33 protein-coding genes are annotated in these 25,152 nt (G+C 70.8%); 3 read left to right on the top strand and 30 right to left on the bottom strand.

Translation table 11 applies throughout. The features are described 5' to 3' along the window. Positions 1-140 precede the first annotated feature (140 nt). Positions 141-437, top strand: coding sequence for an HU family DNA-binding protein (locus P3X83_RS24835; RefSeq protein ID WP_277307601.1), 297 nt, complete (start codon positions 141-143; stop codon positions 435-437). A 230-nt stretch (positions 438-667) separates the two neighbouring features. Further along, positions 668-1,180: a hypothetical protein gene (locus P3X83_RS24830; RefSeq protein ID WP_277307600.1), complete on the top strand. Its 513-nt coding sequence runs from the start codon at positions 668-670 to the stop codon at positions 1,178-1,180. A gap of 81 nt (positions 1,181-1,261) precedes the next feature. On the opposite strand, the gene P3X83_RS24825 is transcribed toward P3X83_RS24830, so the two are convergent. The 25 genes from P3X83_RS24825 to P3X83_RS24705 form a co-directional block, all read right to left on the bottom strand. Further along, positions 1,262-1,489, bottom strand: coding sequence for a hypothetical protein (locus tag P3X83_RS24825; RefSeq protein ID WP_277307599.1), 228 nt, complete (start codon positions 1,487-1,489; stop codon positions 1,262-1,264). A 67-nt stretch (positions 1,490-1,556) separates the two neighbouring features. Next, complete coding sequence (locus P3X83_RS24820) at positions 1,557-2,558, bottom strand: peptidoglycan recognition family protein (RefSeq protein WP_277307598.1); 1,002 nt, start codon at positions 2,556-2,558, stop codon at positions 1,557-1,559. 7 nt (positions 2,559-2,565) lie between these two features. After that, the gene (locus tag P3X83_RS24815; protein WP_277307597.1) at positions 2,566-3,366 is read right to left on the bottom strand and encodes a hypothetical protein; all 801 of its coding nucleotides are present in this window, start codon (positions 3,364-3,366) and stop codon (positions 2,566-2,568) included. Further along, positions 3,366-3,710 carry a hypothetical protein gene (locus tag P3X83_RS24810; RefSeq protein ID WP_277307596.1) on the bottom strand — a complete coding sequence of 115 codons (345 nt, stop codon included), beginning with the start codon at positions 3,708-3,710 and terminating at the stop codon, positions 3,366-3,368. Before P3X83_RS24810 ends, P3X83_RS24815 begins: the two co-directional genes overlap by 1 nt. Continuing rightward, a complete protein-coding gene (locus P3X83_RS24805) occupies positions 3,710-4,024 on the bottom strand; it encodes a hypothetical protein (protein WP_277307595.1) in 315 nt (104 codons plus the stop codon). The genes P3X83_RS24810 and P3X83_RS24805 overlap by 1 nt, the downstream gene beginning before the upstream one ends. After that, a complete protein-coding gene (locus P3X83_RS24800) occupies positions 4,024-4,428 on the bottom strand; it encodes a hypothetical protein (RefSeq protein ID WP_277307594.1) in 405 nt (134 codons plus the stop codon). Before P3X83_RS24800 ends, P3X83_RS24805 begins: the two co-directional genes overlap by 1 nt. Then, entirely contained in the window at positions 4,425-5,075 is a 651-nt protein-coding gene (locus tag P3X83_RS24795; RefSeq protein WP_277307593.1) for a hypothetical protein, read from the bottom strand. Before P3X83_RS24795 ends, P3X83_RS24800 begins: the two co-directional genes overlap by 4 nt. 9 nt (positions 5,076-5,084) lie before the next feature. Continuing rightward, positions 5,085-6,359, bottom strand: coding sequence for a hypothetical protein (locus tag P3X83_RS24790; RefSeq protein WP_277307592.1), 1,275 nt, complete (start codon positions 6,357-6,359; stop codon positions 5,085-5,087). Then, positions 6,356-9,757: a hypothetical protein gene (locus P3X83_RS24785; RefSeq protein ID WP_277307591.1), complete on the bottom strand. Its 3,402-nt coding sequence runs from the start codon at positions 9,755-9,757 to the stop codon at positions 6,356-6,358. Before P3X83_RS24785 ends, P3X83_RS24790 begins: the two co-directional genes overlap by 4 nt. Beyond that, positions 9,738-9,998 carry a hypothetical protein gene (locus P3X83_RS24780; protein WP_277307590.1) on the bottom strand — a complete coding sequence of 87 codons (261 nt, stop codon included), beginning with the start codon at positions 9,996-9,998 and terminating at the stop codon, positions 9,738-9,740. The genes P3X83_RS24785 and P3X83_RS24780 overlap by 20 nt, the downstream gene beginning before the upstream one ends. Positions 9,999-10,006: 8 nt before the next feature. Continuing rightward, a complete protein-coding gene (locus tag P3X83_RS24775; RefSeq protein ID WP_277307589.1) occupies positions 10,007-10,423 on the bottom strand; it encodes a hypothetical protein in 417 nt (138 codons plus the stop codon). A gap of 9 nt (positions 10,424-10,432) precedes the next feature. Continuing rightward, a complete protein-coding gene (locus P3X83_RS24770) occupies positions 10,433-10,915 on the bottom strand; it encodes a hypothetical protein (RefSeq protein ID WP_277307588.1) in 483 nt (160 codons plus the stop codon). Continuing rightward, positions 10,916-11,212 carry a hypothetical protein gene (locus tag P3X83_RS24765; RefSeq protein WP_277307587.1) on the bottom strand — a complete coding sequence of 99 codons (297 nt, stop codon included), beginning with the start codon at positions 11,210-11,212 and terminating at the stop codon, positions 10,916-10,918. It abuts the gene before it with no gap. An 11-nt stretch (positions 11,213-11,223) separates the two neighbouring features. Next, a complete protein-coding gene (locus tag P3X83_RS24760) occupies positions 11,224-11,721 on the bottom strand; it encodes a hypothetical protein (RefSeq protein ID WP_277307586.1) in 498 nt (165 codons plus the stop codon). A 14-nt stretch (positions 11,722-11,735) separates the two neighbouring features. Beyond that, a complete protein-coding gene (locus tag P3X83_RS24755) occupies positions 11,736-12,227 on the bottom strand; it encodes an HK97 gp10 family phage protein (protein WP_277307585.1) in 492 nt (163 codons plus the stop codon). Next, entirely contained in the window at positions 12,227-12,646 is a 420-nt protein-coding gene (locus P3X83_RS24750; protein ID WP_277307584.1) for a hypothetical protein, read from the bottom strand. The genes P3X83_RS24755 and P3X83_RS24750 overlap by 1 nt, the downstream gene beginning before the upstream one ends. Further along, positions 12,646-13,236 (bottom strand): hypothetical protein, encoded by a 591-nt coding sequence (locus P3X83_RS24745; protein WP_277307583.1) that lies wholly within the window; start codon positions 13,234-13,236, stop codon positions 12,646-12,648. The genes P3X83_RS24750 and P3X83_RS24745 overlap by 1 nt, the downstream gene beginning before the upstream one ends. Positions 13,237-13,238: 2 nt before the next feature. Next, positions 13,239-13,493: a hypothetical protein gene (locus P3X83_RS24740; protein WP_277307582.1), complete on the bottom strand. Its 255-nt coding sequence runs from the start codon at positions 13,491-13,493 to the stop codon at positions 13,239-13,241. A gap of 17 nt (positions 13,494-13,510) precedes the next feature. Further along, positions 13,511-13,861, bottom strand: coding sequence for a hypothetical protein (locus tag P3X83_RS24735; RefSeq protein ID WP_277307581.1), 351 nt, complete (start codon positions 13,859-13,861; stop codon positions 13,511-13,513). Between the two features lie 10 nt (positions 13,862-13,871). Beyond that, positions 13,872-15,290 carry a hypothetical protein gene (locus tag P3X83_RS24730; protein ID WP_277307580.1) on the bottom strand — a complete coding sequence of 473 codons (1,419 nt, stop codon included), beginning with the start codon at positions 15,288-15,290 and terminating at the stop codon, positions 13,872-13,874. Positions 15,291-15,430: 140 nt separating this feature from the next. Beyond that, positions 15,431-16,219: an HK97 family phage prohead protease gene (locus tag P3X83_RS24725; RefSeq protein WP_277307579.1), complete on the bottom strand. Its 789-nt coding sequence runs from the start codon at positions 16,217-16,219 to the stop codon at positions 15,431-15,433. Continuing rightward, positions 16,216-17,394 carry a phage portal protein gene (locus tag P3X83_RS24720; protein WP_277307578.1) on the bottom strand — a complete coding sequence of 393 codons (1,179 nt, stop codon included), beginning with the start codon at positions 17,392-17,394 and terminating at the stop codon, positions 16,216-16,218. The genes P3X83_RS24725 and P3X83_RS24720 overlap by 4 nt, the downstream gene beginning before the upstream one ends. Beyond that, positions 17,391-17,561: a hypothetical protein gene (locus P3X83_RS24715; protein ID WP_277307577.1), complete on the bottom strand. Its 171-nt coding sequence runs from the start codon at positions 17,559-17,561 to the stop codon at positions 17,391-17,393. Before P3X83_RS24715 ends, P3X83_RS24720 begins: the two co-directional genes overlap by 4 nt. Before the next feature lie 13 nt (positions 17,562-17,574). Beyond that, positions 17,575-19,080, bottom strand: a complete 1,506-nt coding sequence (locus tag P3X83_RS24710) for a hypothetical protein (RefSeq protein WP_277307576.1) — start codon at positions 19,078-19,080, stop codon at positions 17,575-17,577. A gap of 58 nt (positions 19,081-19,138) precedes the next feature. Next, positions 19,139-19,567 (bottom strand): hypothetical protein, encoded by a 429-nt coding sequence (locus tag P3X83_RS24705; RefSeq protein ID WP_277307575.1) that lies wholly within the window; start codon positions 19,565-19,567, stop codon positions 19,139-19,141. Positions 19,568-20,256: 689 nt separating this feature from the next. Between P3X83_RS24705 and P3X83_RS24700 the strand changes: the two genes are divergently transcribed. Then, positions 20,257-20,781, top strand: a complete 525-nt coding sequence (locus tag P3X83_RS24700) for a hypothetical protein (protein ID WP_277307574.1) — start codon at positions 20,257-20,259, stop codon at positions 20,779-20,781. On the opposite strand, the gene P3X83_RS24695 is transcribed toward P3X83_RS24700, so the two are convergent. The 5 genes from P3X83_RS24695 to P3X83_RS24675 form a co-directional block, all read right to left on the bottom strand. Continuing rightward, on the bottom strand, positions 20,744-21,631 hold the full coding sequence (locus P3X83_RS24695) for a hypothetical protein (RefSeq protein WP_277307573.1): 888 nt from the start codon (positions 21,629-21,631) through the stop codon (positions 20,744-20,746). The two genes, P3X83_RS24700 and P3X83_RS24695, sit on opposite strands and share 38 nt — an antisense overlap. Positions 21,632-21,669: 38 nt before the next feature. Beyond that, positions 21,670-21,888 (bottom strand): hypothetical protein, encoded by a 219-nt coding sequence (locus P3X83_RS24690; RefSeq protein WP_277307572.1) that lies wholly within the window; start codon positions 21,886-21,888, stop codon positions 21,670-21,672. Continuing rightward, positions 21,885-22,058 carry a hypothetical protein gene (locus P3X83_RS24685; protein WP_277307571.1) on the bottom strand — a complete coding sequence of 58 codons (174 nt, stop codon included), beginning with the start codon at positions 22,056-22,058 and terminating at the stop codon, positions 21,885-21,887. The genes P3X83_RS24690 and P3X83_RS24685 overlap by 4 nt, the downstream gene beginning before the upstream one ends. 343 nt (positions 22,059-22,401) lie before the next feature. Then, complete coding sequence (locus P3X83_RS24680; RefSeq protein ID WP_277307570.1) at positions 22,402-24,003, bottom strand: hypothetical protein; 1,602 nt, start codon at positions 24,001-24,003, stop codon at positions 22,402-22,404. Then, complete coding sequence (locus P3X83_RS24675; RefSeq protein ID WP_277307569.1) at positions 24,000-25,145, bottom strand: bifunctional DNA primase/polymerase; 1,146 nt, start codon at positions 25,143-25,145, stop codon at positions 24,000-24,002. Before P3X83_RS24675 ends, P3X83_RS24680 begins: the two co-directional genes overlap by 4 nt. Between the last annotated feature and the right edge of the window lie 7 nt (positions 25,146-25,152).

The following is a 25,152-nucleotide window of genomic DNA, read 5'->3' as shown; positions in this document are numbered from 1 at the left end:
GACGCCGCCGGTAGCGACGCTGACGTTGCGGATCGCGCCCGGCTCTGTGCGGGCGCGTGTCCGGAGCAGTCAGCTCCACCCGGTCCCGCCTGCGGAGGGCGCAGGCGGGACCACCCCACCACCAACACCCAGGAGAGACCATGAACAAGTCCGATCTCATCACCGCCGTCGCGGACCTCACCGCGCAGTCCAAGAAGGACGTCGGCGAGGTCGTCGACGCGCTGCTCGGCGTCATTCAGGCCGAGGTGGCCGCTGGCCGCAAGGTCGCCGTGACCGGCTTCGGCGCGTTCGAGGCCGTGGACCGGGCCGCCCGGATCGGCCGGAACCCGAGCACCGGCCAGGCGATGGACCTCCCCGCCAAGACGGTGCCCGTGTTCAAGGCGGGGAGTGAGTTCAAGACCGCCGTCAACGGCGCGCGGGCCACCGTCGCCGCCTGACTTCTGTCCGCGCCCCGCCGTACAGTGCGCCCCCGCCGTCTCAGGAGGAGCGGGGGCGTTCTGCTGTCGGGTGCCCGCACGCTCCACACTTTGAGTACGGAGATCAGACACAGGACGTGAATAGGGACGGTACGCCCCGAACCACTATCCGGCAAGACCTCCTACCACATCGGCATTCCTGTTCGTTCACCGCCTTGTCGCCTCGTGTTCATCGGCGTACCGTCCGCTTCGTGACACCTGCAAAACCCGGCAATGACGCCGGCCCCCAGCACTCCCTCATCACCGATCTCGAACAACCTTGCGACCCCTGCGACGGAACCGGCCTCCTCCGCAATCCCGCCTGGTACGCCTGGCGGCAACGCCTGCGCCAACTCGAAGACGACGCACGCGAAGCTCGCCAACAGGCCGGTTTACCGCCTGACCTGCCCGCCACCGGACTGAGCGTCGTCGTCAGCCTCCACGGCGAACCCAGCAGCCGACCACCGGACGACGTCCCACCGGCGGTCGCCGCCGCCGAGAAGGCGCTCGACAACCACCACTACGACCGGCCCCCCACACCCGAGCGGGAAACCTGCCCCCTCTGCCGCGGGTACGGGAAGGTCCTGAGCGAGGTCGGGAAGAAGTTCGCGGCGCTGCTGCAACGGCACGGTTTCCTGCGCTCTCACCTGCCGATTGACGACCCGCCACCCGGCCGCAGCCTCCTGTACGAGGACGACGAGCCCGGTACCGGCACCTATGGATGAGACGCCAGGCACGACGATGAGCCCCCGTTCCCAGGATGGGAACGGGGGCTCTCTTCTGTCGGTGCAGTGCGGCACCGGGAGCTACAGGCCGGACAGGTCCCGGCCGCGGTGCGCGCCCCCGCCGTACGGCTCACCGTCGCCAGCGGGCGCGTTGGGGACGGCCCACACGCCCAGCGCGGTGAGCAGCGCGATACCGAGGCTCACCCACTCGTCCGGGGTGATGACCAGGTCCCCCACGACCGCCTCCCCAGCGACCACGACCGCGCCGACCACGGCCAGCAGGCTCTTCCAGTACTTCGAGATCTTCATGACCCCTCCAAGCGGGTCCGGGAATGAGGAAGCCCGGCGGCGATGGGCCGGGCTGGGTGTCCGAGGGTCAGGCGTAGCGGTGCAGGATGCCCTTGAACGCGCTCGCGGTCTCCAACACCACCTCGCCCGCCGCGGCGTGCCGGACACTGACCCTGGCGCGGTTGGCGGAGGACAGCTTGAAGTGCCCGGCGAGGTCGTGCTCCACCCGGCCGTCGAGGTCGGCTCGGACCGTCCACAGCCGCCCGTTCGGCCAGGCCACGTCCACGAGAGTCCCGTCCGCCTGATGCCGGGTCAGGCCCAGTCGCACCAAGTCGCCGGGGGTGAAGCCGCGCAGCGAGACGTGTGCGACGACGTCCGCCCACACATCGGTGTTCGGGGCGATGGACTGCCCGCCCGGCGGGTGCCACCCTGCAGTGTCCTTCCACTCGGCCGTCCACCACGGCTGGTAGTCCACACCGGGCGGGACGACGACCTCGTCCTCCAGACCCAGCGACACGATCTCGGGCATCTCCTCGTCCTCCTCGGGTGGGGCCGCCGGATCCGGCGGCTGTGGCTTCGGTGGGTCCGCTGGCAGGGGTGCTCCCGCCTTGACCCAGGCGTAGACGGACGGGCCGGGGCAGTCGGTGGCGTAGCCGTCCCGGTGCCCCTTGACCTCCGGCCCGGCCGAGCCGCGCTCGCGCAGGTAGTCGCGGGCACCGTGGAACGCCTTCTTCATGGCGGGCGTGATCTGGGTGACGCCGGAGGAGCCGACCAGGACGAGGATCGCGTAGTGGCCGGAGTTCAGCCCCGCGCCGTTGGCGGCCGGGAGCACGTGCGGGCCCCGGCCGATCATCGCCCGGTCGTGCCCGCAGACGACCATGCTGTAACCGATGTCGGACCAGCCGTTGCCGTTCATGTGGCCGCGCTGGATGCCGCGCACCGCGACCCGGCACGCGTCATGGTCGGTAAGGGTGGCCGGATCCACGTGTCCGCCGGTGTAGTGCGCCTTCACCCCGCGCGCCGAGGCCAGGTAGCTCGTGGAGCGCGGGCGCCGGGCGCCCCATGACGCGCGGCTCTCGATGACGGTCATAGCCCTCCTAGGAGACGCCGATCAGCGGGAAGAACGTGGTCGCGATCCCGAAGCTGGCCGGGTTGAACGAAGCGGGCAGGCCGGACTGCCCGGTGCTGTACATCGCCCGTCGCTTGCTCACCCCGACGCCGGTCGAGAACCACGGCACCTGCGAGTCCGACGCGCTACTCGGGAAGGGGATAGCCACCCCCGAGAACCCACCCCAGATCGCGCCCAGATACACGAACCGGCCTGCCGCCTGGGCGGACACCGCGCCGCCGACCAGCGCGCCGCCGCGCCACCCGTTGGCGGACCACAGCGTGCTGTCATCCGCGGTCACCGCCACCTGCACGCCGTCGTCGTCATAGACGCCCAATCGGTTGGGGACGGCGGACGTGGAGTAGGTCCCGCCCTCGCGGACCGCGCACCACACGTTCGTGACGGCGGTGTTGGCGGGGATCCAGCAGCGGGTCAGGATCACCTGGCCCGAGGACACCTGCGCCGCGGCGAGGAAGGTCAGCGGGTCACCGCTTGCAGCCGTCAGGCCGTAGCCCGACAGGGGGAACACCGCGCCCGAGGCCCCCAGCGCGGCATACCGGGCATCCGCCTCGGTCTGGGTGAGGTAGCCGGGGTGCGGGTCGCTCGCCGCCGTGTGCGCGGACACAGCCGCCGTAGCGGTGCCCGCAGGGTCAGCGCCGACCTGCCCCGCCGTATGGCTATGGGAGCCCTCGCTGGTGATCTGCGTGTAGCCGACGCTGACGGTCTCGACGGTCCGCTCGGCGACCGCCACCGTCAGATCGGCGATGGTGACGACGTCCGGGCCGGCCATCAGACCGTCACCGCCGCACTCAGCATCGCGGGGCCCTCCAGCAGCCGCGTCTTCTGCCCGTCGGCGTCACTCAGGACGAGGTCGTACGAGCCGCGCTCCCACACCCACTCGGCGGTCACCGAGGCAGCCACTCGCAGCCGGATCGTCCCGGCCGCGCCGCCCAGAATGATCTGCCCGCCGCTGGTGGACAGCTCCGCGTACAGCGCGCCGCCCGCCCGCTCGCGAATCTGCATCGCCGCAGACCAGCCGGTCACGTCGATCGGGACGCCCGCCGCATTGGTCCAGGTGATCAGCCGATCCAGCGTGGCCCCCTGGTCGATGCGCAACGGAAAAAGCCCGGCCATCAGCCCTGCACCTCCCTGTCGTCGTCGGGCACCAAGCCCGCTGCGATGAGCTGCCGCGTCAGCCGGGTCACCCGGCGCTGCAGCACACGGATCTGCTCGGCCTGCCGGTCGATCTCGGCCTGCATCCGCTGCTGCGTCGCCTGGTCGAACGCCGCGCTGCGCTGGTAGGCGCCGTCCTCGGCCGCCAGCCGAGACAGCCGGGCGTCCTGATCGGCGCGGTCCCGGCTGGCCTGCCTCGACTGCCGCGCGGTGTAGGCCATGCTGACCAGCCCGAACGCGCCGCCGATGAGCGCGACGATGATGGCCGGATCCATCACGCCCCGCGCGAGGGTTCGGGCCAGCGGGATATCCGCAGCACCAGCCCGGCGACCACCACCTGGATGATGACCGCCCACGCCGCCTGCGGGATCGCGCCGAGCAGCCCGCCGACCAGGTACACCACGGCCCAGGCCACCAGCAGCCCCGACAACGCGGCGAACGCCGCCGTGTCGGCGACGGTGAACGCCTGCACCAGGCACAGCACCCCGACCAGCGCCCACGGGGCGGCGAGCGCCGACAGCGGCGCGATCGAGGCCAGGTAGGCGAACGCCGGTCCGGCGGCGACCTCCGGCGGCGGCCACGCCAGACGGGCGGCGTTGCCGAGCGACCACAGCGCGAAGAACAGCAGCACGCTGCCGCGGTAGCCGATATGGCGTTCCAGGGCGCGCAGCCGGTTCATGACAACCGGGTCAGTTTCAGGGCGGAGCCGGCGCGGACCCTGGTGGCGGTCGCGCTGCTGGACCCTTGGGTCCAGCGCAGCGTCAGCGCGCCCGCCGTTCCCGCGACCTGAAGAACGCCGCGCGGGGCGACGACGAAGTTCACGCCCGAGCCGCCACCGCCCATGCTGGGGGTCTGGGAGATGGTGAAGTTGCTGCGTTTCACACCGTCGGGGGTGGCCGAGTCGCCGGTCAGCGCGGTGCCGCCGCCGTAGCCGTCGGCGATCCAGTTCATCGTGGCACCGGCCGGGCCGGTCCAGCCGAGCGCGATGTCGGCGGCGGCGAGCGCGTCGTAGATGACGTAGGCGTCCACCCAGTAGTTGGTGTTCGCGGCGACCGGCAGTGTCAGGTGGTTGTCGTCCTGCTGGCTGATATTGCTGGTGACCGATTCGTCCGAGGGTTTGACCACGCCGATCGAGGCGGTCGGCACCCATGAGGAGCCGTCCCACAGCATGTACCGGCCGGTGTCGGTCTCCAGGATGGTCATGCCCGTCACCGGGCTGCCGGGCCGGGTGCCCGAGGTGCACACGATGACGGACTGCTGCATCAAGTAGCCGTTGACGTCGGCGGCGGTGAGCACGTCTCCGGCGTTGAAGGTCTTGAAGACCACGTTCCCCCCTCAGTAGGCCAGGGCGTTGAAGGACAGACGGCCGGTGGTCAGGTGGTCCAGCGTCAGGAACGACCCGATCTTGGTCGCGGACTGGAGATGCCACGTGGTCCTCCAGCGCTGGTCTTCCACCTCGTGCTCGATGCCGCGGATGAAGCAGTCGCGCACGACGGGATCCCCGCCGGTCGGCGGGACGCGCACGCAGGTGATCCGGTCGCCGATCTCCCGGCCGAGGACCTGCGGCCACAGCACGGCCGGGTTCCGGCGCGGATAGATCACGATCTTGTCGAACCGCACTTCCGGTTCGGCCGAGATGTAGAGGAGCCAGGCGGCGTAGTCGGCGGCCTCGGCGTCGGTGGTCATCAGCAGGTCAGAGCGCTCGAAGGTGTGCGGCAGGAACTCATCCATCGAGCCGGGGTCGGTCGCGACCTGCTCGGCGCCGTCCACGCGGGTGATCTTCACCTCGTTGTAGAGCTGCGCGTCATCGGTGCTGATCGGCAGCTCGACCACGCCGGGCTCGGCGCCGAAGGTGGCCTGGCTGGTCGCCGAGCGGGGGTCGGTCAGCAGCGCCAGGCGCCCGCGGAAGCGGACCCGTCCCTCGGCGTCGGCGTACAGTTCGCCGATCTCGCTGTCCACCGCGAGCCGCGCCTCGGCCAGCGGATCCCCCTCCAAGGTGGTCGCCTGCAACGCGGTGCTACCGGTGCCGATGAGCCGGTCCTCGGCCGGCCAGTCCGCCGAGTCGAGGACGCGGTGGATGCGGGCCGCGACGTTCTCCCCGCCCCCCGCAGGCGCGACCGCGCTGCGCCGCTTGGCGGCCAGCGCCTTGAAGGCGTCGGTGCACGGGACGGTCACCGTCGCCAGCGTGGGCCCCCAGTCCAGGTCCCAGGAGTCGGCGAAGCCACGAAACAGCGGGTAGGCCACGTTGTCCCAGACAGCCCGCAGCCGGATCGCCCGCATGGCGGTGACCTGGCTTCGGCCGCCGGAGACGTACGGCCCGGCAAGGTTCGTCGGGTCGAAACGCCGGTCGGGGTCGGTCATGACCACCGTGGCGCTACCGGGCTCGTAGTGGATCAGTGGGGACTCCACGCGCGTGGAACCGCGCTGGGTCCGCGTGGAGGGCACCTTGACGTCGGCGGAGACCTCCACCCAGGTGTCGGAGGTGGCCAGCGTGCCGGTGTCCAGCCGCCCCCGGCTGGCGTCGTCCAGGTGCAGCGCCGTGCCCAGGTTCGCACCCACGCTGAAGGCGACGTCGACCACCAGGCGGGGCATGTCCGGTGCCTGGGTCATGGCGTGGGCAGCTTCCCGCCGCGGCGCTTGTACTCGCGCAGGCCCTCGGCGAACTCCCGGCCCTTCTCGTACATGTTGCGGTCGTCGGCGAAGTGCAGTTCCAGCTTCTGGATCGTGATGCCGCCCCCGACACCTTCACGCATCTGCCGGTCGTTGAAGACGTACTCGGGCTTGGAGGTGCCGTTGTAGCCGACCCGGCCGGGCTCCCACACCCCGCCTTCGTCGAAGGACAGCACGCCGCCATCGGCCATCTTGAGGCCGTACCAGCGGGTGAACAGGCCGTTGTTGTAGCCTCGGGCGCCGCCGCCCACCCGGACGCCGCGTGACCCGGAGGACTCGGTCGCGACCGAGCCCAGGCTTCCGGCCATGTGCCCCACACCCGCGTCGGTGACACCGACCCGCACCGGACTGGGGTGGTTACGGATGAACCCGCCAGGGCCGGAGCGGGCGCCGAAGCTGTAGGTGGTGAACATCCGCGTGTGCAGGGGGCTCAGCCCCTTGATCTTCCGCAGGAGCACGCTCCACCAGCCGGAGCAGTCGTACCCACGCGGGCCCACGCCTCCCCAGATGTACGGCTTGCCCGCCTGAGTCCGCGCCCAGGTCAGCGCCCGAGCGACCTTGGGTCCGCCGCTGGCCGCGTCCTGATACATCCGATCGACGATCTTCGATACGCGCTGGCCGATCTGACCGGCCCAGTTCCCATACAGCGCATTGGCCCGCGACGCCATGGCCTCCACCGAGGACAGACCGGTGATGCGGTCGGCATGGATGATCCCGCCGGAGGCGGAGAACGCGCCCTCGCCGCGCATGTGCGCCGGGCCGACGCCCCCGGCCAGTGCCCGCTTCACCCCGGTCACGCCGCCGCGGCGGGCGGCGGCGTTCAACCGCTCGACCTCGGCCGGTCCGACCGCGCGCGTCCACTCCGGGCGCATGACCGCCTCGCCGCCGCTCAGGCCAAGCGCGCCACCGGTCGGTGAGTAGAACATGTGCGGGTCGCGGCCAGGCGTGTAGCCGGGCAGCACGCCGGCGTCCAGGATGCCGCCGGAGGCGTTCAGCACGGTGCCGGAGGACCCGCCGACACTGACCCTGAACCCGACCAGTTTGCCCGCCGCCTTGACCTCGATCAGCACCTTGCGGTTCTTGATCTTCCCGGTCGCGCCGTTGATCGCGGATGGCATGGTCGCGTACCGGCGGATCAGCCGGTCGATCGCGGCCTTGGACAGGTTGGACTGCTCCAGCACGCCGCGCAGCCGGGTGATCTCGGTCGAGAAGACGGCGTTGGCCTTGTCCACGTTCTTGGTCTGCTTGTGGACCTTGTCCGAGTGATCGACAACGGTCTGAATCGAGTCGATCAGGATGCGGTTGGCCTCGCGGCCCTTCTTGTTGTTGATGTCGATCAAGCCGGTGCGCCGGTCGATCTTGATGTTGTTCTTGGCGAACGCCTCGCTGAGATCCTCCAGGCTGTCGCGCACGGCGATCGCGGACAGGTCCGCATCCCCGTTCAGCGACCGGAACTTGGCCAGGCGCCGGTTGAGGGCGTCCACCTTCCCCGCGGTATTTTCCGCCGCCGTGCCGACGTCGTCGATGCCGCTCGCCGTCCGGCTGGAGGCCCCTGCCGTACCGCCCATCGCGGTGTCCACCCGGCGGAACGACTCGCGGGCCTGCGCGAGGTCGCCGTTGGTGCCCACGATGGCCAGGTTCAGCCGTTGAGCGTCGTCGGTCAGCACGGTCATCGTCTTAGAGCTGCCGCCGGTGGCGTACCCGGCGATCGTGACCTGCGTCGTATAGCGGGAAAGCTGCTGGTTCACGGCGCGGATGGCACTGGTCTCGCCAAGGGTGGCGTTGGTGAAGGTCCGCACGTCCACGCCGTGCTTCTGCGCGAGCTGCAGCAGTCCCTCGCGCTCCAGCCGGTTCACGATGTGGGCCCGGGTGTTCTCGCCGAGCGCTCCCGCGTCGTCCTTGAGCGCGTCCGTCAGGTCGCGCACCCGCTGTTCGGCCTCGTCGTTGCGGGTGGCGAAGTAGGTCAGCGCGGCGATCCCGGCGGTGATGGCGATGCCCCACGGGCCACCGAGCAGCCCGGCAGCCCCGGACAGCAGTCCCCGTGCCCGCCCGGCTGCCCCGCCCACGCCGTTGAGGCGATCGCGCAGCGTCTGCGCCGGGGCGTCCGCGTCACGCATCGCCGCCGCGGTGTCGCCGATGCGGGTGGCGAGCGGGCGCACGACGTTGCCCAGGCCGGACAGGAGGGTGAGTAGTGGCCGCAGGCGGCCGGTCAGTGTGCCGGTGACGACCGCGACCGCGAGCAGTTGCACCGCGCCGTCGCGTAATGGTTCGGGTAGCCCGTTGATGAGCTTGACGAACGCGCCCAGCGGGCCGAGCAGCAGCGGCAGCACGTCCACCACGGCCACGGCCATGTCCCGTAGCAGCCGGAACGTCTCGGCAGACTGCCGCTGGCCCTCCACGCTGCGCGACCACTCGGCGAACCGGGCCGTCCCTTGCTCCAGGGTGTCCAGCAGGCCATCACCGGTTCCCTTGGCCTGGGAGAACACGCCGATCAGCCCGCGAATCGTGTTACCGCCGATCCGGCCGAGCTGGGCCAGGGTTTCCCCGGCGCGGTCCACGGTCCGCTCCAGGCCCGCCGCGCCCCGCTCACTGGTGACGAACGCCGCCCCGGCCTTCACGCCGTTGACCGCCCAGGACGCCATCCGCTCCGCCAGCGGCAGCGACTTCACGGTGAGCTGCGTGATCAGCGACAGGGCGGGCCTGGTCGCGTCGGCGAGCATGCCCATCACCCGGCCGGTGCTGGCGAACACCTGGTTCACCGCGCCCTTGGCCACCGGCGTCTGCGCGAACTTGGCCGCCTCCCTCGCACCGGCGTTGAAGCCGTCCGCGACACCGACCATCCCGCTACGGATGGTGGGCAGCAAGTTGTCCGCGACCGGCCGCAACTCCCGGTCCAGCCCGGCGAACGCCCGATCCTGCACCGCCTGTTGCACGGCCTTGAGCGAGCCGAACACCTGGTCGGCCGCCGACGCGAACTTCCGCGCGTTCGGCGACAGCTTTACCATGGCCTCATCCAGAGCCGCGGCGTCGCCTTCGGCGATGGCGGTCATGGCCTCGCCCATGCCGATGAGCGCGACCTTCATCGTCGCCGTGGCAGTCTTGGCGATGCTCAGCGCGCCGGGCAGGGCCAGCACCGCCCCGGCCGCCGGAGCGAGCGCCGCCCCGGCGGAGGTGGCGGCCCCGGCCAGCGCCCCCAGCCCGGCACCGGCCCGCGCGACCCGATCGACCCTGTCGAGGCGCTGCTCAACGGCACGCATCTTCTTCTCGAACGCGCCGATGCCCCGGTCGGAGAAGACGACGCCAAGGGCGACCTGGAGGTTACGGAAGGTCCTGGCCATCGTCCTCCTCCCGGTCATAGCCCTCGACGGGTGTGCGCCCCCACGCCGGGAGGAAGTCCTCGACCTTGGGCCGTGGCCGCTGCTTGGTGAGGCTGTTGGTGAGGCGTTCGGCGATCAGCGCCGCCGCCCGATCAAGGCGGGCCTCGATTCCGACCGGGCCGTACAGCTCCTCGAACGCCGCCCATTCGGCGAGTTCACGGCCGGAGATCCGCCTGAGCATCTCGGCGACCGGCATGCCCATGGCCAGGGCTAGCCTGAAGTGGAGCCGTCGCTCGGGTCGTCGCCGAAATCCTCGACCAGCTCCCGGGCGTCCTCGTCGTCACCGAGACCGGACAGCTTCAGCGCCACGTCGGTGAGCTGGTTCAGGGCATAGCCGGGCATCTGGGAGACCTTCATCGTCTCTCGCGGCTCGAAGTACTGGCTGCCGTCCTCGTTGATCGCCGATGCGACGATGAGCATGGCCATGGCGTGGCGGGACTGCTTGCGGGTACGGCCCTTGACGTGCACCGCCCTGTCCTGCCACTCGTTGACCTCTTCGCCGGTCAGCCCGCGCAGCCTCATCACGCCGATGACCTCGTCATGGGGAGGCTTGCGGATCGAGACGTCCTCCCATGGCAGGTCCGCAGTTGCCTGCCACAGCGCGTCCTTGGAGATCAGGTTCGCCATCGCGTGCGCCTACGCCGGGATGGTGACGTTGGAGGCGGGCTCGTCCGTGATCGCGAAGCTGAAGACCGCGGTGACCGCGCCGTCCTCCTCGAACGGCTTGGACACCGAGCCGACCTGGATGGGGAAGACGTCCATCTTCCGCCCGGCGATGTCCCCGGCGTCCATGCGGATGATGTTGCCGATGGTGTCCTGCGGCATGAGCGTCCGCGCGTCGCTGCCGGACGGGTCGAGGTACATCGTCAGGGAGGAGTCCTCGGCCTCGATCGCACCCACGATCTTCGAGGTGAATCGGCTGTTGACGTCGGGGGTGTTCACGAAGCTCGTGGACACCGACCATCCGTCGTACGCGGCGACCTGCTTGGACAGATCCGTGCCCGCGTTGATCTCAGAGCGCGTCGGCGCGGCCTTGTTCGCGATCGACGCGACGAACAGCCACTTGAGCTGCCCCTTCGGGTAGTACCGCTGCACGGTCGCGATCGGCGTGGCAGGCATCTACTCGTCCCTTTCCTTGCTCGCCCGCCGCCGCGCGGCCGGCTTGCCCTGGACATGCGAAAGCCCCGGGGATTCCGGGGCTTCGGTTTGCTCGCTGAGCTGGTCGCCGGGTGGTTCTGATGAAGAAGTCCCAGCCGGGGGCCGGGCCTCGTGGGCGAAGGGGGATCGGTCAGGTGGGGCGTCGCATTCCTGCCAGCCGGAGCGGTGGTAGTGCGGCAGTCCCTCCTTCGGGACCTGGATGACCCGCTCGCCGTCGTCGATGTTCGGGTGCCGGATCCACGTCTTCTCGATCTCCATGTGTCCCTCCGTCAGGTCGCCGCGCCGATGATGACCACGTCGTAGTCCGCCGCCGTGGCGCCGCCGTTGACCATGTCGATCAGGTCGGCAGTGCCCGCCGTGACGGCGACTCCGGCGGCGGTGGGCGCGTACCAGACGAACAGGCCGCCGGGCGCGACCGGGATGTAGCCCGCCGCGCTCAGCAGCGGCACGGCGTTGGCGGCCGGGCGGGTGATCCGGACATCGGTGGTGTTGCCCGCAGCGGCGGCGACGAGCAGGCCCTTGATCCGGGCGAAGGTCAGGCTGCCGCCGAGCGGGCCGGTCAGCGCGCCCGCCAGGTCCAGGCTGTCCGTTGCCGAGCCCGCGATCTGTCGCTTGTCCGACCAGATGAGATCGGCCTGGCCGGCACCCGCGCCATTGGTCAGGGTGGGCTGCCGACCCCAGTTGAGCGGCGCGCTGACCGTGGTCAGGTCGAGACCGCTGGTCAGGTTCGCGGTGAGCTGCACCAGCAGCCGCGCGTCAAAAGGCATGTGGTCCTTCCGATCTACTTGAAGCCGAGCTTGCGAGCCGCCTCGTCCGCGGCCTGGCCGATCTGCTCGTCGATACCGCGCATCAACGGCGCAGCGGCGGGCCACAGGAACGGCCGGGCCTTCTGTCGCACCCAGTTGCGCCGGTTGCCCATGACCGGGTGGCGGAAGTACCCGCCCCGGCCCTGGTGCTCGTGCGGCCTGGCATGCGGCGCGCGGTTCTTGTTGGTCTGCAAGGCGATCCCGGCGCGGCGCTTGGAGAACGACACCGACAGGCGGGTGGCGCGCGGGATCCGCTTCGACCAGGACGCATTCGCGCGGGCATCGGTCAGCGCCTTCTGCCCGGCCACCTTCAGCATCGGACGCAGTTCCCGCCGGATGTCGGCGGGGAGCCCACCGACCTCGCCGATCAGCTTGCGCAGCTCGGCGACGCCGGGGTTGCGCCGGGCGAACCGCTTGGCGCGAGCCTGCGCCTTCTGCTTGGCGCGCTCACGGTAGTCGGCCGCCATCACTCAGTCTCGCTCTGGGCCAGCGCTCGTACGGTGAACACCCCGCCGATCCGGTCATCGAGGTCGAGTTCTTCCGCGCCGAGCGTCCGGAAGTCGATGACGCGGATGTCCTCGACCGCGCCGCCGAGCGTCCGATCCGTCTCGATGGCGGCCTTGATCGACAGCGGGCCGCTCCCGGCGGCGAACCGGCTCAGGCTCTCCTGGGCGGACCGGATGTCCGTCCGGCTGACCAGCACGTAGCAGGTGATCGCGGCCTCGTCCATGCCGTGGTCGGTGGCCTTGTCGTACTCGATGTCGTACTCGCCGGTGAAGAAGCACGGCACAGGGGTGGAGTCGGGGATGTGGCCGAAGCAGTTCAGCGACGGCACACCCGCGCGTACCTGATCGGCCAGTGCCGTGCACACGGTGTTCACGTCCATCAGGCGAATCCCGGCTTCATGTAGGGGTCGGTCATCACCCGCACGTCCGGGTCGAGTTGCGGCACCCGCAGGAAGCCCCAGTTCTCCGACCCGGCGATTCCGGCGGGTGAGTGCTTGCGGTTGTAGAGCCGTCCCGCCTGCAGCAGGGTGGCCTGTTCGATCTCCTCGGGCACGGACGGCCACCCCCAGCGGGCGGTGACCCGCACCCGGCCGGTGCCGGTGCCCCACGTGCCGGACGCGAGCAGCAGGCCCGTGACGGCCTGGCCCTGTGCGAGCGCGTTCTCCGGCAGCGTCTCGGCACCGGCGACCGCTGACCACGACCCGCCCGCGCCGGCCTCCACCGCCAGCCCGGCCAGACTGCCGATGTCGTCGATCAGCAGCAGTTCCCCGCGCTCGTCCCGCACCACTCGGCCGCGCGAGTGATAGATCCGCGCACTGGGGTCATCGTCCAGCCAGAACCGCCGCCCGCACCGTTTGTCGATCGCACGGGAGGCGGCGGCCAGGGCTCGCGTCAGAAGCGGCTCGTCGGCAGTCGCGGTGATCGTGAGAGACAGCTTCAACGTCGCCAGATCGGCGTATTCGTGGGCCACGCCTACGTCGTGTCCTTGCGCGAGGCTCTACGGCCCCGTGGAGGCGTCGAACGTGCGTTCGCTTCCTTTGTGGCCGCCGACGCCTCCGATCCGCTCTCGGATGGCTCTGGAGCCGTCTGCGAGTCGTTCCCGGGCGGCGTGTGGCCACGCGCGGCGAGCTGCTCGTCCACCTGCGCCACCCGGTCATCCAGGCCGCGCCGCACCAGGCCGTCCCGCTCCCGCAGCAGCGCGGCGATCATCGGATCATCGGTGCTCATGCCGGTTCATCTCCTCCCTACTCGGGCACTACCAGCAAGGCGGCCTTGAAGGTCACCGAGGGAGTGGTCCCGGCCACCGTGGCAGTGATGCGGACGAAGTTGGCCGTGACACCCGCTGCGGCCACCGCGTTTCCCGCAGCAGTGAGTTGAGTGGTGCTACTTCCGGGCACCGCTGACCACGATGAGCCGTCCGCTGACTGCTCCAGCGAACAGTTCAGGGTCGGCGTCCCGGAGACGGCGGTGACGTGAACCATCAGCAGCACGTCCGCCGCCATTCCGGCGGCGGCGGCCGGCCCCGATACATGCGTGCCTGCGCCACGGGCCGCCGAAGACAGCACCGTGTCGCCGAACACGGGCCTGAGTCCCATGCCCCGCTCCTTAGAAGACCGGGGTGACCAGGCCGGTACCGCCGACCTTCTGCATGCCGTTGGTGTAGCGGCCGAAGGTGTAGGCGAAGTAGCTGTACGCCACGAGTAGCACGCCCAGGGACGCGGCGGCGGGCTGCTCGGCGCGGATGAACAGGGGCGCCGCCGGGTCCTCCCACAGATGGCACTCGCTCGCGGGGACGACGTACAACTCGTCCTCGTTCGTGCCGCTGCCCAGGTTGGTGGCGATGTTGTTGTCCACGATCACCTCCAGGCCGGACGGCAGCACGCCGCGCGGCCCGGAAGCGTAGCTGCTGCCGCTGTTGGCGGTGCCGCCCGCCTGCACCGGGACACCGGACCAGTTGATCAGCGGCCACGTGGCCGACATCTGCGAGGACAGCCAGTACCAGCGGCGGGAGTGCATCACCGCGTGGGTGGGCCGGCCCATCGCCAGCAGCGCCGCCTCCACCCCGGCCGCCGCGCCCAGGATCTTCGGGTACAGCTCGGCACCGGTCGGGGAAGCGTCGGTGTAGGTGTTCGACTGGGCGACGTTGGTCAGGCCGGTGGTGGCTTGATTGATCAGCGTGTTGTCCAGGACGGTCGCGACCCGGTTGAACAGGTCCTGCATCGTGACGTCCTCGATGCCGGTCCCGCGGTCGATCGCCTGCCGGGAGACGGTCTGCTGCCCGGCGGCGGTCTGAACGTTCACCGTGAGCAGCGTGTCGTCCATGTTGGTCTCCTGCACCGCGGAGTTCTCCGACGCCTGTAGCGCGGCGCCGGAGGCGGTGGTGATGCGGGAGATGTTCACGCTCATGCCCTGCTCGGGCAGCGGGTGCCGGTTGCACACGTCCGCGAACGGGCGCAGTGCCGCCGTGGCGGGCGCGTACATGTCGGTCAGGTACTGCGGCACCGTCAGCCCGGCGAACGCGCCGGTGCCGACCGCGCGCTGCATGTATTCGGCGCGCTCCACCCGCTCCTCGGCCATGTGCCGCTGGAGGCGGTGGGACGCCTCCACGTCCTGGAACAGGAACTGGCGTGAGACGTCGAGCAGGAAGCCCTTGCCGTAGGGGTCGGTGTCCTTGCGGTAGGTGCGCTCCTCGCTGATCACCTGCACTCGGTTGCCGCCCGGCTTGCGCGCCTGGGTGGGGGTGATGGCGCGCTGCTGCTCGTCGCGCTCCATCTCGGCCGCCTTGACCTCGTTCGCCTCGGTCAGCTTCCGCTCCGCCCCCGCCAGGTCGTCCTTCGCCTTGGCGCGCGCCTCCTTCAGCTCCTCGACCCGCTCGGCCTCCTCCTCGGTCAGGTGGGAACGTCCCTCCTGCTGGGCCTTGGCCAGGATCAGCTCGGCCTCCTTCAGGGCCTTGGCGTGCCGCTTCTGCGCGGCTTCCTTCTCGACCTCGATGCTCGCGATGAGGTCGTCGATCGTCGTGCCCATGGCACGGCTCCTTCCGGTAGATCGGTTTCGGTGACCCCGGGGCGCGGGCGATCTGCCGCGGCGACGGGAATGGGCCTCCGGGCGATCTGCCGGACGGCATGGTGCGGGTTCGCGCGGGCGATCTGCCGCGCGGGCCTTGTTCAGAGATCGGTGGTGGCACGTTCGACGAGAAGCTGGGCCTGCAGCCACGCCACCGAGGGTCCGGTCGGCGCGGGTGCGGGCGGCGGGGCGGCGCGCAAGGACGCGGCCACGTCCAGCCGCTGCCCGAGCCGCTCGTACGCCTCGCGGGCCGCCAGCAGCGGCAGGCTCGGGATGGAGGCGAGGAACTCGCCCGAGCGGGCGGAGATCGTGGTGTGCGGGTTCGCGCCGTAGGTGACCGGGCCGACGTCGCCGCGGTCCAGGTCGACGGCGTCGATGCGGTACTCGGTGTAGTCCGGCGACCAGCGGCCCGACGTGATCCGGAACATGAAGCTCTGTTCCCTGATGTCATCGTCTTCGATCGCCTGGATGAGGAGCTGCACATCGGCGCGCTTGGGGTTCAACCAGGCGCGCTCACCGAGGCCGGTCTCATCCGCCCACAGCTCCAGCCTGCTGTTGCGAGTGCCCGCCATCGGCGTGCCGGCGTGGTTCAGCCGGAACACCACCTCGGGTGACGCCGCCAGCGTCTTGTCCGCCGCGCCGGCGCTCACGACCTCGGTGTAGGGGCCGAACATGTCCCACATCTCATACCCACGCTCGAACACGCTGGCGTAGCCCTCGACCTCGAACCACTGCTGGCCGTCACGCTCGACCTTCTTCGCGCGCAGGCTGGAGGCGAACTTGACCTCCGGCGCCTCCGGACGGTCCCGGGGGCGATCCATCGGCGCCGAACGGGCCGCGGCGGCGCGCTCGGCCGCCGCGGCGACGCGCAGCTCGGACAGATCCGTCATGACGATGCTCCCGGAGATGTCGCAGTGGACGCGGTGGGCTGCTTGTTGGCGCTGCCGAACAGCCGGTCGAACTCGGCGAACTGCTCCTCGCTGAGCGGCGGCAGGTCCTCCAGCTCACGGGCCTCGTTCGGCGTGAGGGTGCGCGAGACGATGCGGGTGTGCACCGCGCGGGACCGCGCTTCGAGGTCCATCCGCAGCAGCGCCCCGGCGTTGAACTTCACATATCGCGGCCGGGGCGTGAGCCGGTTCAGCGCGTCCTCGCGGCGCACGATCGCAGGCCCCAGATGCATGATCAGGAACTGCAGGTTCCGCTGCGTGATGGACGCGTACGTGATGGAGCCGGTGGACACCGCGGCGTCGATCAGGTCACCGGGGCAGTCGAAGAACCGAGCCACGTCCGCGACGCCGTACTGCTTGGCGTTCAACCAGTCGCTTCCGGCCTGCTCGGCCTGCAGCATGTTGTACTCCCAGTCCGAACCGGTCACGAACACCTCGCCGGTGCTCACCGACGCCCGGAAGGTCTGCTTCACATCGGCGGCCTGATCCTTGGTGAGGATCTTCGACGTGTTCTTCAGGTGCGCCGCCGGCATCGCGCCGCCGCCGAACCAGTCGAGCGCGAACTCCTGAATGGACAGGTACTCGCCGATCGACCAGGCTGCGTGCGCCACCGGCGACAGCCCCACGTGCAGCCCGGCCACCGTGTACTGACGCTCATGCCACACCTGGTCCGGGGTGTACTCGGTGCCGCCGATCCGATATCGCCACAGCTCCCCGCCCCGGACGATGACGCTCACCTCGGCCAGCGGCACCAGATCGATCCGCGCGGGCAGGCCCAGCCCGTCCCGTGCGGTGATCAGCCCGAACGTGTTGCCCGACCGGTCCAGGTCGAACTGCGTGGAGTACAGCCACTCCAGCATGCCCACCCGCTCCCCGCCCGGGGTCACCAGAACGGGCGGCGCGGGCACCTCCACCTGCACCCTGCCCACCCGCCGGTAGACGTCCACCGGCATCGTGGACACCAGGTTGGCGCGCAGCCGCAGGCACGCCCACACCGCCGAGTGGCGCAGCGCGGTCTCGTTCGTCACCGCCACCGTGCCGCGCGCGGCACCCGGCCGCGGCGGGATGAGCGGATCGGGGCCGGTGACCGCCGAATGCCGCCGGGCGAACAGACTCACCGCGCCGCCCCACCCTGGCGGGTGGCCCACCACGACCCGGCCAGCACCACCACGCCCGCCGCCGTCAGCGCACCCCACCCGGCCACCGGCAGCAGCAGCGCGGCGACACCGGCGGCGATCAGCAGCAGCCCCACCACGTCCAGCAGCGTCGTCACCTTCTCCCGCACCGAACGCCCCCTCTCAGAACACGCTGTCGAGCACGTCGTAGTCGGTGAACAGATGCGCCCGCGTCGCGTGTCCGTGCAGCGCCAGCGTGGCGGCGACCAGCGGGGAGATGTCCACCGGCACCACCTGGCCGTCCTCGGCCGTCGCCGCCGTGCGATCCCACGCCCACGCGTCCGCAAGCGGTCGCCGCACCGCCCCGGCCAGCGCCGCCTGCAGCGAGTGTTGACCCAGATGCCGCAGTGTCGGCAGCCAGTCCGGGGCCCCCTCCTCGGGAGGCACCACCGCGTCATACAGCGCGCCGCACGCCTGCGCGTGCTCCCGCGCGCTGGGCTTGACCACCTCGACGCCGGCCGCCTCCAGCGGCGCGATCAGCGACCCCGCCGGACTGGCCGGGTCGATGACGACCGCGCATACCGTCCACCGCCCCACCAGCTCCAGCAGCCGGGGCACCATCCACGCGGTGCCCGGACGGTGATCCAGCACCCCATCGCCGCTGCGTGTGACCTCCACATGCCACAGCCCGTCACCGCGGCGCCCCGCGACGGCGATGGCCCCATGCGACCGCTCCGGGTTGATGTCCGCGGCGAACGCCACCACCCGGCCCGGCTGGGACGCCGTATCGGCCAGCGGCGTCCACGCCGCCCGCGGGATCACCGACCACTCGCCGGACAGGCTGGGCACCCGCTGGCACAGCACCTCGGTGCGGAAGACCGGCACCGGGTCCGTGGCCAGCGCCGAGGCGACCGCCTCCTCGGTGATCGTGTAGCCCAAGCTGGGGTTCGCCTGCGCCCACGCCCGCCGGTCCTGCAACCGGCAGTCCGCCAGGTGCTTGCTCTCTGGCCGGCCGCACGTGCACTTCACATCGTCCGGCGCCGACCACTCGAACAGGCCCAGCGACGGGCCGAGGCCCGGATCCAGCGCCGCCGCCCGCGCCTGTGCCTGCAGCTCGTTGAGCACGATCGAACGGTCATCGCCCGCGTTGGAGAACGCCCAGATCTGCGCGTTCGGCCGCGCCATCGTGGTCTTCGACACCGCCGCCCATGCCGCCCAGGTCTGATGCTCGCGCAGCTCGTCGAGATTCGCATCGTCGCCCGACAGCCCGCGCCCGCCCTTGCGGGACGCCGCCGCGATCTTCCAGCGGGAGCCGTTGGCCAGCCGCAACGCCTTCTTGCCGTTCGTGCGGTCCACATGCGCGATCTCGGCGGCCAGATCCGGCGTGGACTCGGCGATCTCGACGGCCGCCTCCCACGCCTCTTCGGCGATGTCGAGATTCTGCGCCGTCCCGATCACCAGCGGCACCCCGAGCACCGCCATCTTCCACAGGTTCTTACCACCGACCAGCGTCGTCTTGCCGTTCTGCCGGGCCCCCATGACCAGCAGCGTGCGGAACCGAAAACGGCCACCGGGGCGCAGCTCCAGGGCGTGGATCAGCAGCCAGCGCTGCCACGGGATCAACCGGACCCGCAGCACGTCCTCGTTGAACGCCACCGCCGAGTACCCCAGCGACGTCGCCGGCGTCAACGCGCATCCGCACCCGCACGGCCCCGCAGGGCCGCTCACCAGCGGCGGAGTCCACAACCTAGGAGTCGTGCTGCCCAGCAGCGTCGGCACGGAGCTGCGCAAGACGCCCTCCGATCGGCTTGTCCGCCTTCATCGCCGCCCGCGCGGCCGGAGTCCCGCCCAGATCCCGCAACACGCCCTGCAACTGCGGTCCCAGCCAGCCGACCGTCTTGGTCACCTCGCACATCGCCTCCAGCTTCTGCAGGCGACGCAGCGCGGCCATGTCACCGGCGAACTCCCGGCGCAGCTCGGCGAGTTCCTCCGCCCGCTCGACCGCCTTCTCGATCTCCTCCGCCTGGCGCACAGCGAGCGCCTTCAGCGCGCCATCGGACGGCCTCAACCAGTCCATCCCCTCCAGGGCCGCCCGCACCGCATCCCGGAGATCGGGCGGGCGCTCCCGCCGCCGTCCCGCAGGAACGGCGGCCAGTTTCCGGCCACGGGGCGGCATGCCCTACCCCCTGGCGCGACCCCGGCACCCGGGGGCGCGGGGGGAGAAAAAGGGCGACCGCGGGGTCTTCCGCCTCGTCTTGATCACTTAAAAACCTCTCTGACCTGCGACGTTTCTTGGTCACCATGCGCGGGACTGGGGCTCTGCGGTTTGCAGTGACCGGCCATGGCTGCTGTTGCAGCCGTAGTGGGCGCCCCGGGCGCGCTCGGGGTCGAGCAGCGACCCGCCACGGGACAGCGGGTCGAGGTGGTCGAGGCTCCATGACCGTGGGTGCCGGGGTGGGTAGTCGGGGCTGATGGGCTGACCGCAGCGGCAGCAGGTCCAGCCGTAGGGCTGCGCCTGTACATGGGCGCGTAGCACACGGTAGGCCCGGCCGCTTCGGCCGCGCTTGGCCATCGTGCTGTCGCCTCCGGTCCGTGGTGGTGAGGCCCCCGCCGGGCGGGGGCAGGGCGGGGACCTCACGGCTGTGCGCCATCCAGGGAGGGGTGGTGGGTGGCGGGGTGGGAATGCGAAAGGCCCGCACTCTGGCGGGCCTCGTCCTGCGCCACGTGTGGCGAGGGTAGTGAGCTACAGCATGTCACTGCGTTGATTGGCTGGGCAAGCACCATGCCAAGCGCCACCGAACTGTGACCGCTCGCGCGCCGGGGATGGGGCGATGAGTCCACGGGGACGGTTCAAGGGAGGCCTAGGTGGACAGCACGGTATGGGTGGCGATCCTGACCGGCGCAACGGCGGTGCTCGCCGGTTGGGTGACCAGCTTGGGGAATGCGCGTGCCGCGCGAATCCAGGCCGAGGCGTCCGCGTACGCGCAGCACCACGAGCGGCTACGCGAGTCCCGCCGTGCGGCGTACCTGGAGTTCATCGGGCAGGCGCACATCGTGGGCGAGCACTACTTCCGGCTCGGGGACGTGTACATGCAGGTGAAGGACCCGGCCGTGCAGGAGGCCCGGATCCAGGACCTGCGCAAGACGCTGCGGGACGCGTTCGATCCGTTGGCCAGGTGCGCGCGGGTGGTGCAGCTCGAAGGGCCGGCCGCTGTCGCCGAGTTGGCCGGGGCCGTTCAGCAGGCGGCGGCGGACTGCAATAGCGCGTTGTGGGAGATCGCGCAGGGCAACGCTGCAGCGCGGGAGCGGTTCGACGGGGCCAACCGCCGGTATCGCTCCGAGGTGGAGCGGTTCATCTATCGAGCGCGTGAGGCGATGGGCACGCCGTGACAGCAGGTTCCTTGGGTGCGGTGCGGTCCATCAGGTCGCGGACGTCGCCGACCCTGTACAGCGCCCGGCCGCGGGCATCGACGCCGTGCGGGGCGAGCCGGCCGCGAGCACGCCAGGTGTAGATCAGCGCCGGGTCAATGGGACGCACCAGCGAGGTGAGGGCGCGGGCGATGTCTCCGGCGGGCAGTCGCATGTCCTCGACGCTGGCGAGCATCCAGTCCCGCCGGGTGGTGACGTCGTAGCGGATCCTGCCGCCGTGCGGGTCGAGGCAGCGCGGGCATGCCACCTGTGCGGCTCCCAGGCGGGCGTACAGGGGCGTGGCGCAGGCGTCGCACAGTCCGGCGTAGAGCAGCGGCGGGGGCCGGTCTATGGCCCGTCTGCAAGCGTGTACGGCCCGAGCGACATCGGAGGCGATGCGTGCTGCATCAGGTGCCGCCTGTATGGCCCTGAGATGGCGCAGGAGCCAGCGAGAGACGGAGGGCAGGGTGTCTGCCCTGGGCCCGTGTGCCAGGCCCGCAGCGTGGCATGTGGCGTGGCGGCAGTCGGTGGCGCAGATCGGCCCGATGATCGGCGGCATGCCCTGCTGGAGGACCATGCCCCACGAGGTGAGAACCACGACCAGGTCGTGCTCGGCGGCGCGGGCACGCTCGTCCCACTGCAACGGCGTCTCGCCGGATCCCGCGCCGGTGCCGGTGCGCGCCTGCCTGGTAGCCGTGGTCTCCAGCTCGCGTGCGAGTGCGGGCACGTCCCCGAGGTTCCGGGCGAGCTGTGCGGCGCAGGCGGTGCAGATACGCAGGTGGCCGGGCATGACGCGGTCACAGCGCGGGATGGGGCAGGGGATCTGCGGCATGGGTCTTCCTCACTTCACGCGAACGCGGTGCAGGTGGATCACAGGTCCTCCATGCCGGGCAGAGCGGGCTGAGGCGCGCGGCGTAGGCGGCGGGAGAACGGGATGACGGCCCGGCTGTCGTCGTCGAGGTAGCGCACCAGCACGTTGCGCGGCCCTCGGCCGCCGGGAGCCCACTTCACGAGGACGACGCACTGGCGTGGCGGGGTGTACTGGCCGGCGAGGCGGTCGCCGGGGTCGAGGTAGGTCCGGCCGATCACGTCGTCTCCTTGTGGTCGTCGGGGTCGTGCGGGAGGCCCTCGACGCACTCCGCGCAGGTGATGGCGGCGGCGATGACGTCGCGGATGTGGACGGGCGGCGGCCCGCCGAGCGGGGTGTCGGAGTCGAGCGCGGCCAGAGCGGCGGCGGTCCGGGGGCGGCTGAGAGGCACGGGGGTTCCTCCTCTGGCGGGGTTTGGAATCGGCTGGCGGGGTTTGGTTCGGGGTTTGGCGGGCCCTGTTTTCGGCTAAACCCCGCCACTGTCGTGCCTGGTCAGGTGGTGTTTTCGGGTGCTGGCGGGGTTTGGCGGGGTTTTTGCGGTGATCTCGCACGCACATGTGCGCGCACGCGCGGGCGCGCATACGCGTGGACCACACGAGAAACCCCGCCAAACCCCGCTTGATCTTCAAAAGGGGTGTTGACCTGCGGGAATGGTGGCGGGGTTTGGCTGAGAATCGCGATTTCCAAACCCCGCCCAAACCCCGCCAGCGAAATTAAACCCCGCCCAACGATCTTCATTTCGCGCTCTCCGTATCCACATGAGGACTCTGCGTGCTTTCGTGCGGGAGGACCTTGTACGCCCAGACCTTCGACTTGGAGTCCCAGACCCCCACGAGCACCAGCCCGGCGAAGATGCGATCCCTGCGCGCGCTGAGGAACCGCCCGAGCCCTTTGGCCGTGAACGGGATCGACTTCCCGTCTTTGATCACGCTCGGGAACGTGCCGTCCCACGGATCGACCCACGTGCCGTGCACGTTGTCCATCCGGGCGCTGTCCACCAGCTCGGTGGACCGCTTCGGCTCAGCACCGAACTTCTCATGCCACTTGAGCAGGAACGCGGCCGTGCTGGTCTCTTCCTCATCGGCGGCCTCCAGTTCGTCCCGGTTGGCCAGGAACCCCTCCACGCCGTGGAAGGCGGTCAGCCCGCCCATGACCTGCGCCCAGGCGGAGAAGTTCCGCAGCTTCACCACGGCCCGCGGCGCCCCGGCGGCGATCCAGGCCCGAGCCAGCACCAGCAGCGCGCGCAGCAGCCGAATCCGGTTGGCGGGCGCCTTCAGCCACTCCCACATGTCGTCGATGACGAACCCGGTCCGTTCCTCGGGCCGCTCGGTGCGCGGATCCAGCCGGGTGAGGACGCTGCGGGAGGCCATGTCACCGCCGACAGTGAGGTTGTTCCCGGTGGCCAGCCACAACCGGTCGTTGACGGCGGTGGCCATGCTGGAGGCGCCGAGCAGCCGCGCGCTCCACTCGGTGGAGGTAAGCAGCGCGGCGAGGACGCCATGGCTGATGGTGTCGAACGAATCGACGTTGTCGAAGCAGATGACCGGCTCGACGGTGTCCTTCAGCAGGGAGGTGATGGTCTTGGACATCTCCTCTTCGCGGCGGACCCAGGCGGTCATGCGCAGGCCGTACGCGGCGCGCATGATCTCGGTCAGGAGGGTCTTGCCGGAGCCGCGGGTGGTGGCGGAGATGAGTCCGAACGGCGGGAGCCCGCCCATGTACAGGCGCAGCAGCGGTGTCATGAGTAGGGCCAGGTAGTTGGCGCGGGAGGCGTCGCTGTCCCATGGGAAGTCGCCCAGGACCTCGCCGAACAGGAAGTCTCGGGCCGCGCCGGTGGCGTCGGGTGTCGGCTGGTCGGGGATGGCGCCTACGGTCAGGGTGGGCCGGTGGAACAGGCGGGTGGCGGGGTCGTAGCCGGGGCAGGTGAGGGTGGTTCCGTCAGGGCGGATGATGGGCACGGCGGTGACGCCGGCGAGCGGTTGCAGCCCTGGCCAGTCGGTGCGGGACAGCACCGCGCTGGAGGTGGCGACGGTGGGCAGCCCGGGCACTTCTCGGGGCACCGGCTTCCCCTCCACCTTGATGATGCGGACGCGGTAGGGCTGGGCGTGCCGGGAGAGCTGTTCGCGCAGCATGGCTGCATCGAGGGCGTGGATGAGGAGTTGCGGCCCGGTGCCGTGGTCGACTTCGGCCACGTGGGTTACCTGGCCGCTGCGGACGTAGGTGTCGGGGATGATGCGGTCGTTGATGGCGGTGGTGATCGCGCGGACGGCCTCGTCTTCGTGGGTGAGGTCGATGCGGCGTGGCCAGGCCACTTCGGTGACGGCGGCGGCGCTCACGCGGCTCCTTCCCGGCGCTGCGTGCCGTACCGGCCCGGGTGGTCGCCGCCGTACCCCTGGGCGCGCAGCCGTCGCCCTGCGGCGCTGAGCGCGGCCGGGGTGACCTGCCCTTCGGTGAGTGCGGTGTAGGCCGCGAACTTGTTGTAGGGGCGTTCGGCGTCGAAGACGGTGGAGGTCGAGAAGACGTAGAGCCGGTCGGCGGCGTTGCGGCCGGTGGTGGCGGAGATCCCAGGGCCGTCTTTGCCGGGGCGGCGCCAGTAGGTGGTGCCGCCGCGGGTGGCGAGTTTCGTCCACCCGTACGGGATCAGGATGTCGTCCCAGGTGGCCCGCTGGTTGTAGTCGTCGCCGGGCCGCAGTCCGACGCTCGCAACGGGGCTCCGGGGAGGCGGGGCCACGGGCGGCGGCGCGGGCATCTGGTCGAGCGCGCCCGCCAGGTGGTGGAGCGCGTCCCGCTCGGCCGGGGTGATGGTGGGGATGCTGTCGACGCCGCCGGAGTCGAGGGTCCACGCGCCGCCCGTGGGGTGGGTGCGCCCGGCGGAGGGGGCGATGACGACGAATCCGCCTTCGCCGCGGGTTTCGATGAGCACCTGGGGGAGCTGGTCGCCGCTGGTGATCTGGTCGAGGACGTGCTGGCGTCTGGCCTTCTGCCGGGCGTCTCTGGTGGTGTCGATGGTGGCCTGTTGCCTGGCGATCCAGGCGGCGAGTTCCGCAGTGGTGGCCGGGCGGCGGGCGAGTTTGGTGTTGCCTGCGACCGGTCCGGCGACTCGGTAGAGGAGGTGGGCGCCGCCGGAGGGGGTGGTCTCGCGGTATCCGGCGGCGACGCGTGCCCACAGGTCGCCGAGTCCGGAGGCGTCGGCGATGTCGCCGAGTTCGCGGACGAGCCCTTCGGCGATGGCGCGGCCTTCGAACTCCAGCATTTCCAGGTTGCCGCTGACGCGCCCGCAGACGATGCCGAGGCCGTCGTAGCGGCGGCCGGTGAACCACGCGTCGAGCTGTGCCGTGGTGGGCCGGTGGTGCTGGTAGCGGGTCCAGGTGCCGCCGCCTGGCCAGGGCTGTTTGGTGCCGTTGGTGGCGGCGGGGATGACGCAGAGCCCGGCGGCGTGGGCGTGCCGCGCGGCGCGGTGCAGGTGCGGATGGTTCACGGCGGCT

The organism is Spongiactinospora sp. TRM90649 (assembly GCF_029382225.1).
In the GTDB taxonomy this organism is placed as follows: domain Bacteria; phylum Actinomycetota; class Actinomycetes; order Streptosporangiales; family Streptosporangiaceae; genus Spongiactinospora.
The sequence above is the reverse complement of the archived record's forward strand: the minus strand, read 5'-3'. Positions and strand labels throughout refer to the sequence as shown.